Here is a 15261-nt window from a genome sequence, read left to right on the forward strand (position 1 = left end):
TTAGCTTATCATAGAAATCGGCTTATTGACAACGGGTACGCCTCCATTTTTTTCAATTTTTCATAGTCATGCAAATCGTTTATTGTGCACTCAAGATTTCTTTCACATTTTCCCCATCTGCGGACATCTGATAGATTCGATAGTCAGGCTGCCGCCCTCCGAATTGACGGTCCACCAAAAAGTAGATTTTATTATCCTGCCCTACGGTTGGTTCAGACGCATACTCCTTTAAATGGGTCAGTTGCTTCTTTTCATACGTATTCCAATTGAAGCTGAACAACTCGTACTCGAATATGCCATCTTCTCCAGTGCCCCCGACTGCTTGGTAAATAATTTCTTCCCTATCCGGCAACAGTACGAAGTCATATAGATCTTCCTCCCCCGCCGGATCACTTATGACCGTTTTTTCGTCTGGCGCATCGAGCGGGATTTTAAAAATACGCTGCTTGGATGCAAATACATCGTCCGCTGTTTGTACATGTTCATCGTCATCCGTTTGGACATACACGGATTCATCTGTCGCCGATACTTGCAATGACTGCATATTGTACTTTTTCAGATCGGTATATTTTGTCTGCTCAAGCGTTTGAAGATGGAAGCTATGCACATCAAAATCATGTGGCCTTTCGCCTACAATCGGTGAATAGTTCGTAAAAGTCGCGGCGTGCAAATAAAAGAGAAGCTCCGAATCTTTCGGGTCAAATGCCAGTTCCGTAATTATTCCTTGCTCACGAAATGCAAGTTGATCAGCAGCCGTATCCACATTCAAAAGATGTACGGAGCTTTCACTTTCTGGACTCATCTCTTTATCTGTCACAATATATGCTAGTCTTTTACCATCTTTCGAGAAGCTGATATCTAAAATTGTTTGATCGACAGGAAACTGTACAATCGGCAATTCATTCCCATCAGGCAAATAAATACCTGCTTTCCCGTCATCATAGGCAACATATGCAATCGAACCATCTACAGAGACATCGAAAGTGGCAGTCAGCCCATTTTGCTTTTCATTTTCCTCTTTTTCAAACAAGAACCCTAGCACAACGAAAACGATCGTAACGAAGCCGATACTACCAATGAGAAAACTGATTGATTTATTCATGCCATCCCTCCTACAACTCCAAACACCCAAAATCCGACCGCAGATAATACGACTGCTGTTTGCATGAACAGAATCGCATACGCCCACAGTTTCTTTTGCTTCGAGAGCAACTGCAATTGGCTTGCATAGGAAACAATCCATAGGACAAGCGGTATAAACAATATGAATACTTTTGGCGACATATCACCGAAAAATAAAAACGCCCATAAGAAAAACAATGTAGCGAAAACAATGAATATACCTGTTGTGATATTTATAAAATGAAATCGTTTTGCATCCTTCACTAGCTGTTGGCGTTTTGATGAATAATCGTAAATCGTCGTCCGATACACAAGAACGATCGCAAGCAAAAGAATCAGTCCTGCAATGATTGACAAGCCGGTCGACAACGGTGGATATACGTCAGTCGCCAATAAAAATCCATAGAAAAAAGTCATGATATGAATGAGCAGCATGCTATTCATCCACAATCTCCGATTCAATGAAGAAACCGGCCGAACCGTCATAACTAGTATTGCGGTGCTAATGAAGACGGCAACGATTAACCAAGGGATATGCGCATCTCCCATTACAAATAACTGACATGCGTAAACGCTATACGCGAAAAGCAGTGATGCTACCGATAATGAAAGCATCATTTCCCTTCGGTATGGGTACATTGCCTGTTGCAGCTGCTTGCCAATCTCCCGTTCCTCTCCAAAGTTTGTCATGGCGGTTCGCATAGCCTCCTCTTCTGATAATCCTTGCTTCTGGTAATCTATGAATGAACATTCCAAATGAGAGAGCAGTTCTTCATACAAGTCTTTCCGCTCCTCATGATTGCTGTCGGTTTCCCGGACAATTCCCTCGACAAACCGTTGAAAGGGCTGCTTCATAGCAATCCTTCCGAACTTTTATGCACAAGCGTATTCATCCACTCCCAATTTTCGCGCTTGCTGTCCAAAGCGGCGCCGCCTTCATCGGTCAGTCGATAATACTTTCGCCTGCCGCCCTCCGTTTCCTGCCAATAGGAGTCGACCCACCGTTTCTTTTCCAAACGCTTCAACGCAGAGTAAAGAGTCCCTTCACTCATTTCATACGTATCGTCACTGACCTTTTTCAACACTTTAACGATTTCATAGCCGTACATATGCCGTTGCGCGATGAGGGATAATAATATTAAATCGATGCTTCCTTTCATCATCTCTTGATCCATTTCAATCACCTCTCTATCGACATCGTAACACGAGGTACCTCGCAAAGCAATGTAAATGGTGTTTTATGGATTGCATTCGACCATACATAAGAATGATTCCTTGAAGTCAAAAGGACCTACAGAAACGTGAAAAAGCTTTCCGCGACAAAAGCGGAAAGCTCCAAGTATATTACTACTCGCTCTATATGGATTTTATTTTTCTTCTTCAGGCTCGTCTGCCCCGCGATAACGCTTATACGGTAGCACATTCCACGTCCGATAATCGAAGTCTGCTGCACGGAGTACTTTCGGAATGTCGCCGAGGATTTTCTTCGCCACTTCCAATTCCCGCTGCGCTTCCTCTTTATCCTGATACATGAATTCATCCGAAGCGGTCTCAGGTGCCTGCTTCACCTTCTCCTCCAAGTCCTGGATGACCATCTGCTGCTGCGTATGCAATGATTCTCTTGCATCCATCACCCATTCAGGCTGCATGCCCCGGTTCGTGTCGCCAACGCTCGAATACTCCTCGAAAACCTCCCGATAAATACGGTCGGCATTCGCTCGGACGTCCAAATTGACCGCTTCTAAATCGTCATTCGTCAAGTCCTCGACCGACAGAGGCGCTTTTCGAATCCGTCCGCCGAGCCTCGTCCTCTCCAAGTAGAACGGGAACATGCTCTTAATGACCTTCCCTACAGGCGAGATAGCGCTTTCAAACTCGTCAAGACCTTTCGGCTGGACGCCTTGGATTGCAATCCTCGCCGATTCAGGACGGACGATTTCCTTCGGCGGCATAATGCCATGACGAAGCATTTCACGGATACCCGTTCCGGAAATATTGATCCGATATTGAATATCATGCGGGCATGACTGTTCTGTCGCAGGGCTGTCACAACGCGTACAATAGAACACTTCGTGGAAAAGCCTTACGTCGATGCCGAGCTCTTCCGGTTTGAACTGGTCAAAAATGCTATGGCTCGCATACTTATCATAATAATCGCCGATTCCTGCGTGATCTCGGCCGATAAGCGCATGAGTGCAGCCGTAGTTTTTCATAATCAACGCATGCAGCACCGTCTCCCGAGGGCCGGCAAAAATATACGTCACTCGCAGCGGAGCAAGGATGGACCGCCCTTTCGGATAATACGTATCCAGCACACTACGATAGGATAGCATCCGGAACTCATGACGTGTATATTCACGCTTCGCCATCTCGACTAACGGCTGAAGGAGCAAGCCGTCGATTTCTTCCAACGCGTTTTTATGGATATATTCATGGCCTCGATGCAAAGGATTCGCCCCGGTAATGAAGCCTGCTGCTGAACGGAACTTCTTCACCTCGTAAAATTCATGCCACGTATCTTTCGGCTCCAACCGCAATTTTTCAAACGGCCCCCAATCAACTCGACGCAATAACCGGATCGGTCCGCCGAGCGCGACATCGCCCATCCGTCTGTAAATCGCGTCCACCCCTGGATGATTCCGATCGGTCGTGCCGAATAAATGGGAAGCACGGTATTCCTTATCATAATCAAAAATATCTTCGATCTTCAAAATCGCAACCGGCTCGTTCTGTTCATCGGAAAGCGCCACTTCATCCCCCACAGAAAGTGTCTTGATGATTTCCTTGTTGCGATTGCCGATCGGAGCAAAGCTGAGCGGAACCGGCCATACTGTACCGTTCGCCAACCTGCCTTCATTCAACACGGATTTATAGTCGATTTCATTCATGAACCCTTCATTCGGAGACAATACGCCTGTTGCAATCATTTCAAGCGTAATGACCGCTTCCAAATCGACCATGATCGAAGGCAGCAGCCTTGCCCTTTCCAACTCCTCTTCCCTCTCGACCCCCGTCAACACTTTGTCTACCAGTTTCCTCCCATGCGGCTGTTGAGGGTAATTCGCAAAGCGATTTTCCGTCACATTCAACATCCCGACTCCTCCTCATTCCATTTCATTATAATAAAATCGTGCTCTCTTCTGAATATTAACATACTTCCAAACTTGTAAATAGGTTATTATCTGAAATTAATAATTTTTCTCTTTTTAAGGAGTGTCATACGAGTTATAAAGACTAATATGGTAAAATCCATTTATGAGCTTTTACGGAGGGAATTTTGAATGAATGATTTTTCGAAGAAAGAAACGTTAAAGTTAGGATTATTAATGTTCGCGCTATTTTTCGGCGCCGGCAATATGATCTTTCCACCGTTAGTCGGACAGCTAGCGGGAGATAACGTTTGGATTACAATTACAGGGTTTCTCATTACCGGAGTCGGTCTTCCCTTCCTCGGTGTTGTCGCGGTCGCCTTGAGCGGCAGCCAGTTGAGGGATCTCGCAGGCAAGGCGCATCCACTTTTCGGAATCGCTTTTACAATCCTTGTCTATTTGGCGATTGGTCCTTTTTTCGGGGTTCCGCGCACGGCTACGGTCTCTTTTGAAATGGGACTGTCTCCTTTTCTTTCAGATTCCTCGGAAAAGATCGCATTGTTTCTGTTTACGGTCCTCTTTTTCTCAATAACAGCATGGCTTTCCCTGAAGCCAAATAAATTAGTCGACCGTTTCGGAAATGTGCTGACGCCAATTCTACTTGCCCTCATCGCTTTCATCGTCACAGTCGGAATCCTCAAGCCTGCCGGAACAAGTGGCCCGCCGCAAGAACCATACGTCCACAATCCATTCATAAACGGATTCATTGAAGGATATTTGACGATGGATGCGATTGCTGCGCTCGTCTTCGGCATCATCGTTATAAACGCGATTAAGGCGAGAGGCATTTCAGACCGCAAAGCAGTTGCCTCCATCACGATGAAATCAGGTGTTATTGCGGTTGTCGGGCTTTGTCTCGTTTATGTCGGGCTTGCCTATCTAGGTACAACAAGCCGAATAGTCGCTCCAAATGCCGAAAACGGCGGAGAAATTTTGACTCAACTTGCATTTACATTGATGGGAACGACTGGACAAGTAGTGCTCGGCGCTGCTGTGTTCCTTGCTTGTTTAACGACTTCAGTAGGACTCGTCTCGTCCTGTGCAACCTTTTTCTCCAGCACGTTCCCTAAGCTTTCGTATCGATCGGTTGTCCTGGTTGTCGGCCTCTTCAGCATGTTGATTGCCAATATCGGGCTTACGCAATTAATTTCGATTACCTTGCCGGTTCTTGTCGGAATCTATCCGCTCGCAATCGTGTTAATTACGATCAGTTTCTTTCATAACCGCTTCAACGGTTATCGGGAAGTGTATTTATTCGCGTTAGCAGCGGCAGGATTTGTCGGGTTTTTCGATATGCTGAAAGCGTTCGGTTTACCTATTGCTCCGGTCGCCGATATTCTCAGCTACTTGCCGCTTTACGAAGAAGGGATCGGATGGATCGTCCCCGCGATTGTGTTGGGAGCGCTTGGGTTTATTATTGGTTCCATTCGGAAAAATGCCAGTCAGCAGAAATGAAAAAAAGGACTCGGCAGGAGTCCTTTTTCATTTACCGCTTTTTACGCAGATTCCTTCCTAACACGAAAGAAAGTCCGAGAAGAATTGCCATCCCCGCGATTTGCAATGGATCGTGTGTCGATTTGAATTTCACCCGATCGGGCGTAATTTCATAGACGCCGACCGGTTTAACTAAAAAGCCACCGCCGCCGCCATCCGCACCATTGCCATCACCACCGCCGCCGAATCCATATCTCAATTTCGCTACAGGCACTACTTTCGTTAAGCCAACTTCGATCGGCTCCCCAAAAACGAGAGAGACATCCTTATTATTGCCGAATTTCTTGAATACCGTCGTCACAGGAGCCTCCCTAAATTCCTTCCGACCCGCGCTACTTTCAACTTGCACTTGACCTTTTTCTTGCACTTGAACTTCTGCTTTCGCTTTCTCTTGCAGTTGTTTTTCCACTTGCTTCTTTTCCTCCACTAGGACCATTCGCTAATCCCTCCTTTCCTACTCTTTCGACGTCTCGCGGTCACTTCCCTTTTTCAAGGCATGTATTTTGACACGTTGTCCACACTGTATTAACGTAGAATTCAGAATTCCTTCAATACTTGCTGTTCTAAAAAGGAGGCGTCATGGTGAAAAGTATTTTCACTGCATATTTACGTGCTTCGTTAATTTTTAAAATTTCAATCGCCTTAGTTCTAGGGATTATAGCAGGTTTCATTTTGGGGGAACAAGCTGCCGTTTTAGTACCCCTCGGCGATCTGCTTCTTCGCTTGCTCACCTTTCTTATCATCCCACTCATTTTATTTACCCTCATCGTCGGGGTGAATCAGACGAACATTGCCAACTTAGGACGTATGGGCAGTAAAGTATTCATTTATTACACAGTGACTTCTGCGCTAGCAATCGTCGTCGGCCTGCTTGTCGCAACTGTCTTTCAGCCGGGTAGAGGAATGAGTCTCACTGGCCATGAAACATTCGAAGTCCCGGACAATCCAGGCATCATCCAAGTGCTTCTCAATATTGTACCGTCCAATATCGTCACGGCATTTACGGAAATGAATCTGCTCGGCATCATTTTCACTGCGCTCGTTTTCGGAATTGCGATTTCTGCTATGCGCTCCTCTGAAAAACATGTTGCGCTAGGAGATTCCTTATTGACGACAGTTAACGCTTTGAATGAAGCATCCCTCATCATCTTGAAGGCGATTCTCCAATACGTGCCAATCGGTATTTTCGCAATCATCGCGAATACAGTCGGCAGCCAAGGAATCGATACACTTATTTCATTAAGCGGAATGATCGGGGTCTTTTATATTGCATTGCTCGTTCATATCGCGCTGTATTTCATTTTCCTACTTCTTTTCGGAATAAAACCAGGCTCGTTTTTCAAACATGCACGTACGCCGATGATTACGGCATTTGTCACCCAAAGCAGCACAGGGACATTGCCGCTTACATTGGATGCGGCAAAAAAGATGGGGGTTTCCAAAAGTCTATACAGCTTCAGCATTCCACTCGGCGCGACCGTCAATATGGACGGTGCCGCAATCCGTATAGCGGTTTCCGCCGTCTTTGCCGCCAATGTCGCAGGCACTCCGCTCACGATTCCCGATATGCTGATGGTCGTGTTGATCGGGACGCTCGCTTCAATCGGTACGGCAGGGGTTCCAGGTGCCGGCATTGTCATGATTGCGACCGTGTTCGTCCAACTCGGCTTGCCGATGGAAGCGGTGGCGCTGCTGACCGCGATTGACGCGCTCGTTGGAATGGGGGCGACCGCCGTAAACATTACAGGCGACCTCGTTGGGACAAGATTAATCGATCAACACGAGAAAAGAAATCAAATATAAAAAAGCCAAGCATACGGTTTTCAACCATTGCTTGGCTCTGTTATTCATCCCATCATTTCTGAAATAATTTCGTACGAGCGAAGGCGGTCCTCGTGGTTGAAAATCCCTGAACTAATAATGCATTCGTCCGCCCGCGTCATTTCCATGAACGCTTCCAATTTACGTTTGACCGTTTCAGGACTGCCGACAATAGTCGACGGCCATTCCAACAACTCAGTAACTACCGCTTTCTCAAGATCGGACCAGACAGCGTCCACGTCATCGATTGGCGGCTTGAAGTGCGTCGTAATCCCTTTACGAATGTTCAAAAACATTTGCTGGTGGGAAGTGGCAAGCCATCGCGCCTTCTCATCCGTATCTGCGGCGATAATATTAATGCCAAGCATTGTATATGGCTTTTCAAGATCCTTTGAAGCCTTGAAATTTCGGTGGTATAAGTTCAATGCATGCATCATATATGTTGGAGCAAAATGGCCTGCGAATGAAAATGGAAGCCCAAGTTCCGCAGCGAGTCGCGCACTAAAGTCGCTTGACCCAAGCAGCCATATCGGGACGTCGCTCCCTTCTCCAGGGATCGCCCGCACGCGTGCGGAAGGATCATACTTGAAAAAGGTGCGCAGTTCGTCCAACTGCAACGGAAAATCGTCTCCGGTGCTTTGCAACGTCCTCCGAAGCGCATAAGCTGTCGCCTGGTCGCTGCCGGGAGCTCGGCCAAGGCCTAGATCGATTCTGCCAGGAAATAACGCATCTAGCGTGCCGAACTGTTCGGCAATGACGAGCGGCGCATGGTTTGGAAGCATGACGCCCCCTGCCCCGACACGGATCGTTTTTGTCGCACCTGCCACATGACCGATAATAACGGACGTCGCAGAACTTGCAACACCAGGCATATTATGGTGTTCGGCAAGCCAAAAACGGTTAAACCCCCACTTCTCTGCATGCTGGGCAAGATCGACGCTATTTCTAAAAGATTGCCTGGCATCGCTTCCTTCGTTGATCATCGCAAGATCAAGGATCGACAAAGGGATGCCGTTGAATTTCTTCGCTACATCATTTATCAATTGCCTCACTCCAATAGTTTTAGTCGGCTTTATCACTTCCATATTATGATAACGCTTCGGCACGACTACTTCCATTGAAGGGAACTGACGCATACGCAATAAAAAAAGGAAGCCCAACATAGGGCCTCCTCTTACAACATGATTCCTGTAACTGCCGCAGTCAACAAACTGACCAATGTCGCTCCGTAGAGCAGCTTCAAGCCAAATTTAGCGACTGTATTTCCTTGTTCTTCGTTCAATCCTTTAACAGCTCCCGAAATAATACCGATCGAGGAGAAGTTCGCGAATGATACGAGGAAGACGGAAATGATGCCGACCGTTCGGCTCGATAAAGATGATGCCATATCCGACAAATCGATCATTGCGACGAATTCGTTCGTCAGCAACTTCGTCGCCATAATCGTACCGGCTTGTACAACTTCCGATGCCGGAACGCCGACGATGAATGCTAACGGTGCAAACACATATCCTAACGCTGTTTGGAAGCTGACACCGACTGCCGCTTCAAAGACATTATTCACCATGCCGATCAATGCGACAAAGCCGATAAGCATCGCACCAACGACGATAGCCACTTTAAAGCCATCTAAAATATACTCGCCCAACATTTCAAAGAAGGACTGGCGTCTTTCTTCCTTCACATCGATAATATCTTCTTCCTCCGTCACTTCATATGGGTTGATGATATTCGCGATGATAAATCCGCCAAAGAGATTCAAAACGAGTGCCGTAATAACATATTCCGGTTCAATCATCGTCATGTATGCCCCTAAAATGGATGCGGACACTGTTGACATAGCAGACGTACACATCGTGTACATCCGATGCTTCGGAATATGCGGCAACTGTTTCTTAAGGGAAATGAACACCTCGGATTGTCCAAAAATCGCCGAGGCGACCGCGTTGAAAGACTCCAATTTCCCTAGACCATTCACCTTGCTCAAGATGGATCCGAGGAAACGGATGATCAGCGGGAGTAGCCTTATATACTGAGCGATCCCGATGAGTGCAGAGATAAAGACGATTGGCATTAAGACATTTAGGAAAAACGGACTTGCACCATCATTCGCGAGCCCTCCGAAAACAAAGCCGATCCCTTCTGCTGCATAGGCTAAAAGTTTCTCGAATACGCTCGATACGCCTTTAACTAGAAAAAGACCAATTTCCGTATTCAATAGGACGAAAGCCAAAACTAACTGCAAAACGATCATTATGATAATCGGTTTGTATTTAATCTTCTTTTTGCCGTTGCTTGCGATAAAAGCAAGGAAAAATATAACAAGTAACGCCGCAATGAATATGAGGAATTTCAAAGCGGTTTCCCCCTCTCTATGTGCATAAACTGTTGTTGTGCGGAGCAAAAATCACATTTTCTCATATGTTCCCGAAAACTTCTTTTCGTAATCGTTTTAGTTATTCGACAAATCGGTTGTTTATATACGAAATAAATACTCATGACAAACTTCCGTATTATCAAACAAGTATGAAAATGTTATATTTTTTTCTCAACTTGAACATGATAACATAAATTCAACAATAGAGAAATTGACAAAATTAGTACATAAAAAAATAGAGAAGGATTCAATATCCACTCTCTATTTTTCCGATTTTCATGCATTTTCTATAAATTTATTAACAAAAAAATTTACCTTTTCAGTATCCTCCACCCCAATAGGAAGCTCCAACAATTATTAATAATATAAACAAAACGACAATTAAAGTGTAACCGCCGCCATATCCTGTACCGTGACCAACTTCATTCGACATTCTTCTACACCTCCAAAACACTTGATGCTGTTATTCTATGTAGTCAAAACATCCATGCCCATGACATTCCCCTAGTATATGCCTCATACAGCTTCCGGAAATAAAAAAGAGCTCTCACATAACCGTGAAAGCCCAACAATTTTTAGGCAAGTGAAGAATTCCTCTCCTTCATAATATGCCTTCCCCCATATACGATACGCTCAATTTCTCCGCTTCGATTTTCAACGAATTGCAAAATACCATCATTCTCATCTTCATCAATAAAAACATTTTCCCCGATGCATTTTAACGTCCTGCTTACTTCATTCGATTCAACAGTAAGCCGGTCTCCTTTTAGTGACACCTTTACGTTCATTCCCTCACTCGAAATATAGGTGCCGACGTATTTCTGCAGATCTTCGGCATCGAATTCTTTCACTTCATATGCTGAAGAGGAGGCGTTCAATTCCCTGCCTTCCGTAACATTAATCGCATTCATTAGCAGATCGCCCGCAGGAACATCCGAAACATTCGTCAAAATCACGCCCGCTTTTTTCTTCTCGATAATCGCGCACATATATGACGACACACCTTTTAAGCCGCCTCCGTGACTGATCAATGTCGAGCCGAAATAATCAGGAATGATCCGCAGCCCATAGCCGTAGCATTTACCAGGTTCGTATTCGATATGCGGATGGATCATCTGCTCAATGCTTTCCTTCGATAAAATCCGCGTTCCAGCAACGACGCCTTCATTCCAATACATTTCTAAATAACGGAGAATATCATTAGCCGTCGACTTCAAATAACCGACCGCGCGCATCGACGGCGCATCCCACCAAAGCGGTGCCTCATACACATGCGAGCCATCTTTCGCTTTCATGTAAAGTGTCGTCACGTCTTCGGTTTGGTCCAATCTCTCCATCGCAAAAAAGCTATTTTTCATGCCCGCAGGCTTTACAATATTTTCTTCAATGAATTCTTCATAAGGCTGACCGCTCACTCTGCTAATGATGACGCCGAGCAACCCGTACGAATCATTCGAGTAACTATAAAACTGACCTGGTTCGCCGAGCCATTCAAAATCGACTGTCGCCATAAACGCAAGCATTTCGTCGTATGTCTCGATATGCGGCCCCGGATTGTTCAACAGATCCAGTCCATAATCTTTCGCGGAAGGGTCTTGCTCAATGCTATTTTTCCTCGCATACACATGTGTCGCAAGCGGCGGATAGCCTGCCGTATGCGTCATCAGATGATGGAGTGTAATCCGCTCCACCTGTGTACCCGGCTTCTTCAATTCTGGCAAGTAGTCGACGATTTTATCATTCACCGATAACTTTCCTGCCTCCTGCAGTTTCATAATGCCCGCACTCGTAAACGACTTTGTCATCGAAGCGATTCCAAAAACAGTATCCCCCGTCGCTGACAGCTGCTGCTCGACATTCCGATAGCCTAAGCTTTTCTCATATACCCGCTGCCCTTCCGCCTCAATGCCAATCATAGCTCCCGTAATCAAATGTTTCTCAACATATTCTTGCGCATACGTATCATACGTTTTGACCGCAACTGTTTCCCCCATGTAAATCCCCCCTGTTTGCTGTTCCTTACTAAGATTATTCGCCGTTAAATATGATTTTCCTCTTTTATTGCTGTATGGCCATCCTCTGGCGTCGCAAAAACGCATAAATCGTTTATTTAACGCATAAACCGTTGCAGAAGTCCATAAAACTCGAAATCCGCGCATAACATTATGAACTCACGCATAAATCGGCGCAGACACGCATAAACTCCCACAAACACGCATAACGCGTAAAATATTATAAGATTCATTTGGTCGAATGCCATGGCAAGGGGGGCGGAAGTTGTTATCACCGACTCGCTGTAGTTTATTACCGACTCTGACGACTTTATCACCGACTTGGCACCGTTTATCACCGATTGACTACAATTCGATGTCAGAAATGAAAAAACCAGATAAGGACTTTCCCTCATCTGGCATTTTCCACTATTCTCCTACAGCATACGAATACACGTCGCTGCCAATTTGCGCAATCATCCCCTGCGCCTCATCTTCCGCACATCCTTTGGAGAGCACGGTAACCGCCATGCATCGTCCGCGTACGTAAAGCAACGCGCACTCATGCTTAATTCCTTCGACATTACCGCCCTTCCCAGCAAACTCCCACTCTGGAATGGCGCCAACAATCGGGTTATTGATTGCAGGCAAGCTGTCGATAAAACCATTCGAAAGCTGTTGTTGCTTCATAATGCGCATCATCTGCTCCGAAGCGTGCAACGAAACGCACTCCCCCTGGGCAATCTTTGCCAATAATGCAGTCATCTCAGAAGCGGATATTTCATTGCTATTCACCCGATTTGCTTGAACAATCATCAATTTATGATGAATCTCACTTCGTTCCATCCCTAGTTCTTTCATGAAAGCCTGAATCTTTTTCATCCCAATCAAATCAATCAACATATTTGTCGCAGTATTATCACTTTGAATGATCATCAATGTCAGCAAATCATAGATCGGCACCTCAATGCCGGGTGACATGAACTGTAGTACTCCACTGCCACCGACGATGTCATCCCTTCGTAATGGCAAACGATCCCCTAACCGGACGCCTTCTTTTTCCGCCGCCGCAAATACCGACGCCATAATCGGAACTTTGATGATGCTTGCTGCGTAAAAGCATTCGTCTCCATTTATTGAAAATAAGGTGCCTTCATTTACATCCTCTACCGCAACGGCCCATATCCCGTTCGCATTCTTCAAGCGATCGTCTAATTTCTCCTGCAGCGCGTTCATCCCATCCCCCTTTTCTTTCAATGAACTAACGATGCCCGCAACGTCGTAATCCCGTTTTCCATATACCCTTTCAAGCATGTGAGCATATACACCCAGCCTTCTTTTTGGCCAAGCATTTTAGCTGTGATGTCGGGATCGTCCGCATTCATTCCCGACTCAGTCACTTCAATAAGTGTACTTCCGTCCCTTTCTTGGAATGTCATCGTCACTGTCGTTTCTCCCCAGTTGAAAACAATTTTCTTGTTCTCCTCAACTTCCAATACATGAATATCCCCTTCAGCACCATATTCCTCATATTTCCATGTGATCGTCTTACCTTGTTCAACTCTGCTTGTACCCGATGAAAACCAGTAGCCGCCCATTTTTTCCGGATCGACAATCGCCTCAAATACCTCGCTTACCGGTTTATTAATTTTCATTTTTGTTGTTATGTCTGTATTCATTGTAAGTTTCTTCCCTTCTGTAATTTCAGATGTAATTTTCTTAACAATTGGTGCTTCGTGAGAAACAATATAGACGACGTCATCAATACAAGCTAGCGCATATAATACAGGCCTCTTGCCCGGATAATCAGGAATGGACAGATTCCACACCTTCTCCAAATGTTCTACGAACGTGGACTTCTCATAAATCCTGAACGCATCTCCCCTGAATCGTTCATTGTCATTCCAGCGAGTATAAATATCTACCGCCGCAAGAAATGTAATATAGTAAGGAAAATCAATCTGATACGTCGTAACCTCTATATCCGGTTGAGGATGAACACGTAAATGCCAACTTTCCTTCGCTTTATTCACAATGAAACGCAAATTGATCCCTTCGCTTTTTGGGACGCTTACTTGTTCAAATGAAATAGAGTAACCTTTTTCATTCACCAAGTCCTCAAACGTCAAACTGTCACCCCCATATGAACTTCACTCTTTCATGTATTCGATGCAAACGTGAAAATCCCTCTACTACTTTCTGAAAACGATAGAAGGTTCTGCATTAATAGTTTATTATGAGAAGAAAGACAATTTTCAGTCGAGAGGTGCACAGACATGGACATTACGATAAAACCTACACAGCAACAGCTAGAACATTGGATTGAAAAATATGTACCAGCAAAAGATTTATACTTCTTACGAAAGAATGATTTACCTTTATTTCAAAATGATTTGCAAGGTGCTTTAGTATTTCCGAGATCAGAGTTCTTCAACCATTCCTCTTACAACGGCATTCAAATGGTAAATAGTTATATGTATTCGATGATTTCTAAAGAGGCTGAGTTCGTCATCGTCACGCAACCCGAATGGATCGACTCACTTTCCATTGACAAAAGACACGCGCTATTCACGACGCAACACGATTTAGGAAGAGGGTTAGTCGGCCCACTCTCGCTATTATCCGGACAACATTCATTTCCGGATGACTACATTTTAGAAGTAAATGGGGAAAGATTCGGTGTTATACAAAGGGCGATGTGGATGAAACTGCCCGTCTCTATCAAAGAAGAAATCGTCCGCACAACTGCACAGCAATACGACGGATGGACATCGTTGCAGCCTTCTCCATCGACTCCTTCTCATTTGCTCAAATATGCCAATACATTTTCGACCGAGCCAGGCGCCAATTGCCTCTCCGCCACGCTATTTGCAATCAGTTCCGAACCCGCGCTTGACGAATGGATCATCCATGAATGGGTTCACGGCGAAACCTTTAAGCAAAAGTTGGCACAAGCTTCATTCAAGAAAGTCGAAAACCGTTTCCAAAAGGGGGACGCGGTCGTATGGATGGACGAAAATGGCAATGTTCAACATGCCGCCTATTGCATCGACGGTCAGTTGTTTTTCAATAAAAATGGACAGACGTTCTTCAATCCTTGGAAGATTGTCGACTGGAAGGAATTAGAAGAAGAGTGGAAACGGTTTACACCTTCTGTGTATCGAAAAAATTCGTAATCGTTTTTAAGAAATAGACCATAAACAGGGATTTCCTCAGCCTGATTGAAAACACTTGTCAGCCTAGGCGCAAAGTGGGGCGAAGACGCGAATAGAACTAAAGTTCATGAGCGGACGAGCGACACGAGCAA

14 protein-coding genes are annotated in these 15261 nt (G+C 45.2%); 3 read left to right on the forward strand and 11 right to left on the reverse strand.

The features are described from left to right. Nucleotides 1-79: 79 nt before the first annotated feature. The 4 genes from AC0L13_RS15795 to AC0L13_RS15810 form a co-directional block, all read right to left on the reverse strand. A complete protein-coding gene (locus AC0L13_RS15795) occupies nt 80-1102 on the reverse strand; it encodes a hypothetical protein (protein ID WP_473641241.1) in 1023 nt (340 codons plus the stop codon). Next, nucleotides 1099-1977, reverse strand: a complete 879-nt coding sequence (locus tag AC0L13_RS15800) for a permease prefix domain 1-containing protein (protein ID WP_440500939.1) — start codon at nt 1975-1977, stop codon at nt 1099-1101. The genes AC0L13_RS15795 and AC0L13_RS15800 overlap by 4 nt, the downstream gene beginning before the upstream one ends. Further along, nucleotides 1974-2297: a PadR family transcriptional regulator gene (locus AC0L13_RS15805; RefSeq protein WP_440500937.1), complete on the reverse strand. Its 324-nt coding sequence runs from the start codon at nt 2295-2297 to the stop codon at nt 1974-1976. The genes AC0L13_RS15800 and AC0L13_RS15805 overlap by 4 nt, the downstream gene beginning before the upstream one ends. 192 nt (nt 2298-2489) lie before the next feature. Further along, complete coding sequence (locus AC0L13_RS15810; RefSeq protein WP_473641243.1) at nt 2490-4214, reverse strand: sulfate adenylyltransferase; 1725 nt, start codon at nt 4212-4214, stop codon at nt 2490-2492. Nucleotides 4215-4403: 189 nt separating this feature from the next. On the opposite strand from AC0L13_RS15810, the gene brnQ reads away from it, so the two are divergent. Then, the gene (gene brnQ / locus AC0L13_RS15815) at nt 4404-5726 is read left to right on the forward strand and encodes a branched-chain amino acid transport system II carrier protein (RefSeq protein WP_473641245.1); all 1323 of its coding nucleotides are present in this window, start codon (nt 4404-4406) and stop codon (nt 5724-5726) included. 31 nt (nt 5727-5757) lie between these two features. Here brnQ and AC0L13_RS15820 read toward each other — a convergent pair whose 3' ends face one another. Next, nucleotides 5758-6201, reverse strand: coding sequence for a hypothetical protein (locus AC0L13_RS15820; RefSeq protein ID WP_473641247.1), 444 nt, complete (start codon nt 6199-6201; stop codon nt 5758-5760). A 146-nt stretch (nt 6202-6347) separates the two neighbouring features. Between AC0L13_RS15820 and AC0L13_RS15825 the strand changes: the two genes are divergently transcribed. Continuing rightward, nucleotides 6348-7568, forward strand: coding sequence for a dicarboxylate/amino acid:cation symporter (locus AC0L13_RS15825; RefSeq protein WP_473641249.1), 1221 nt, complete (start codon nt 6348-6350; stop codon nt 7566-7568). Between the two features lie 44 nt (nt 7569-7612). Here the strand turns inward: AC0L13_RS15825 and AC0L13_RS15830 are convergent, their stop codons facing one another. The 6 genes from AC0L13_RS15830 to AC0L13_RS15855 all read right to left on the reverse strand — a co-directional run bounded on the left by AC0L13_RS15830 (nt 7613) and on the right by AC0L13_RS15855 (nt 13633). Next, nucleotides 7613-8671 (reverse strand): LLM class flavin-dependent oxidoreductase, encoded by a 1059-nt coding sequence (locus tag AC0L13_RS15830; RefSeq protein WP_473647056.1) that lies wholly within the window; start codon nt 8669-8671, stop codon nt 7613-7615. 89 nt (nt 8672-8760) lie between these two features. Next, entirely contained in the window at nt 8761-9942 is a 1182-nt protein-coding gene (locus tag AC0L13_RS15835) for a NupC/NupG family nucleoside CNT transporter (RefSeq protein ID WP_473641251.1), read from the reverse strand. Between the two features lie 340 nt (nt 9943-10282). Next, on the reverse strand, nt 10283-10396 hold the full coding sequence (locus tag AC0L13_RS15840) for a YjcZ family sporulation protein (protein ID WP_473641253.1): 114 nt from the start codon (nt 10394-10396) through the stop codon (nt 10283-10285). 142 nt (nt 10397-10538) lie between these two features. After that, nucleotides 10539-11957 carry a serine hydrolase domain-containing protein gene (locus tag AC0L13_RS15845; RefSeq protein WP_473641255.1) on the reverse strand — a complete coding sequence of 473 codons (1419 nt, stop codon included), beginning with the start codon at nt 11955-11957 and terminating at the stop codon, nt 10539-10541. 426 nt (nt 11958-12383) lie between these two features. Beyond that, entirely contained in the window at nt 12384-13268 is an 885-nt protein-coding gene (locus AC0L13_RS15850) for a serine hydrolase (protein WP_473641258.1), read from the reverse strand. Beyond that, nucleotides 13208-13633, reverse strand: a complete 426-nt coding sequence (locus tag AC0L13_RS15855) for an SRPBCC family protein (protein WP_473647059.1) — start codon at nt 13631-13633, stop codon at nt 13208-13210. Before AC0L13_RS15855 ends, AC0L13_RS15850 begins: the two co-directional genes overlap by 61 nt. Nucleotides 13634-14230: 597 nt before the next feature. On the opposite strand from AC0L13_RS15855, the gene AC0L13_RS15860 reads away from it, so the two are divergent. Further along, on the forward strand, nt 14231-15130 hold the full coding sequence (locus AC0L13_RS15860) for a hypothetical protein (RefSeq protein ID WP_473641260.1): 900 nt from the start codon (nt 14231-14233) through the stop codon (nt 15128-15130). The last annotated feature ends 131 nt before the right edge of the window (nt 15131-15261 follow it).

It is taken from the genome of Sporosarcina sp. QA0331 (assembly GCF_055808055.1).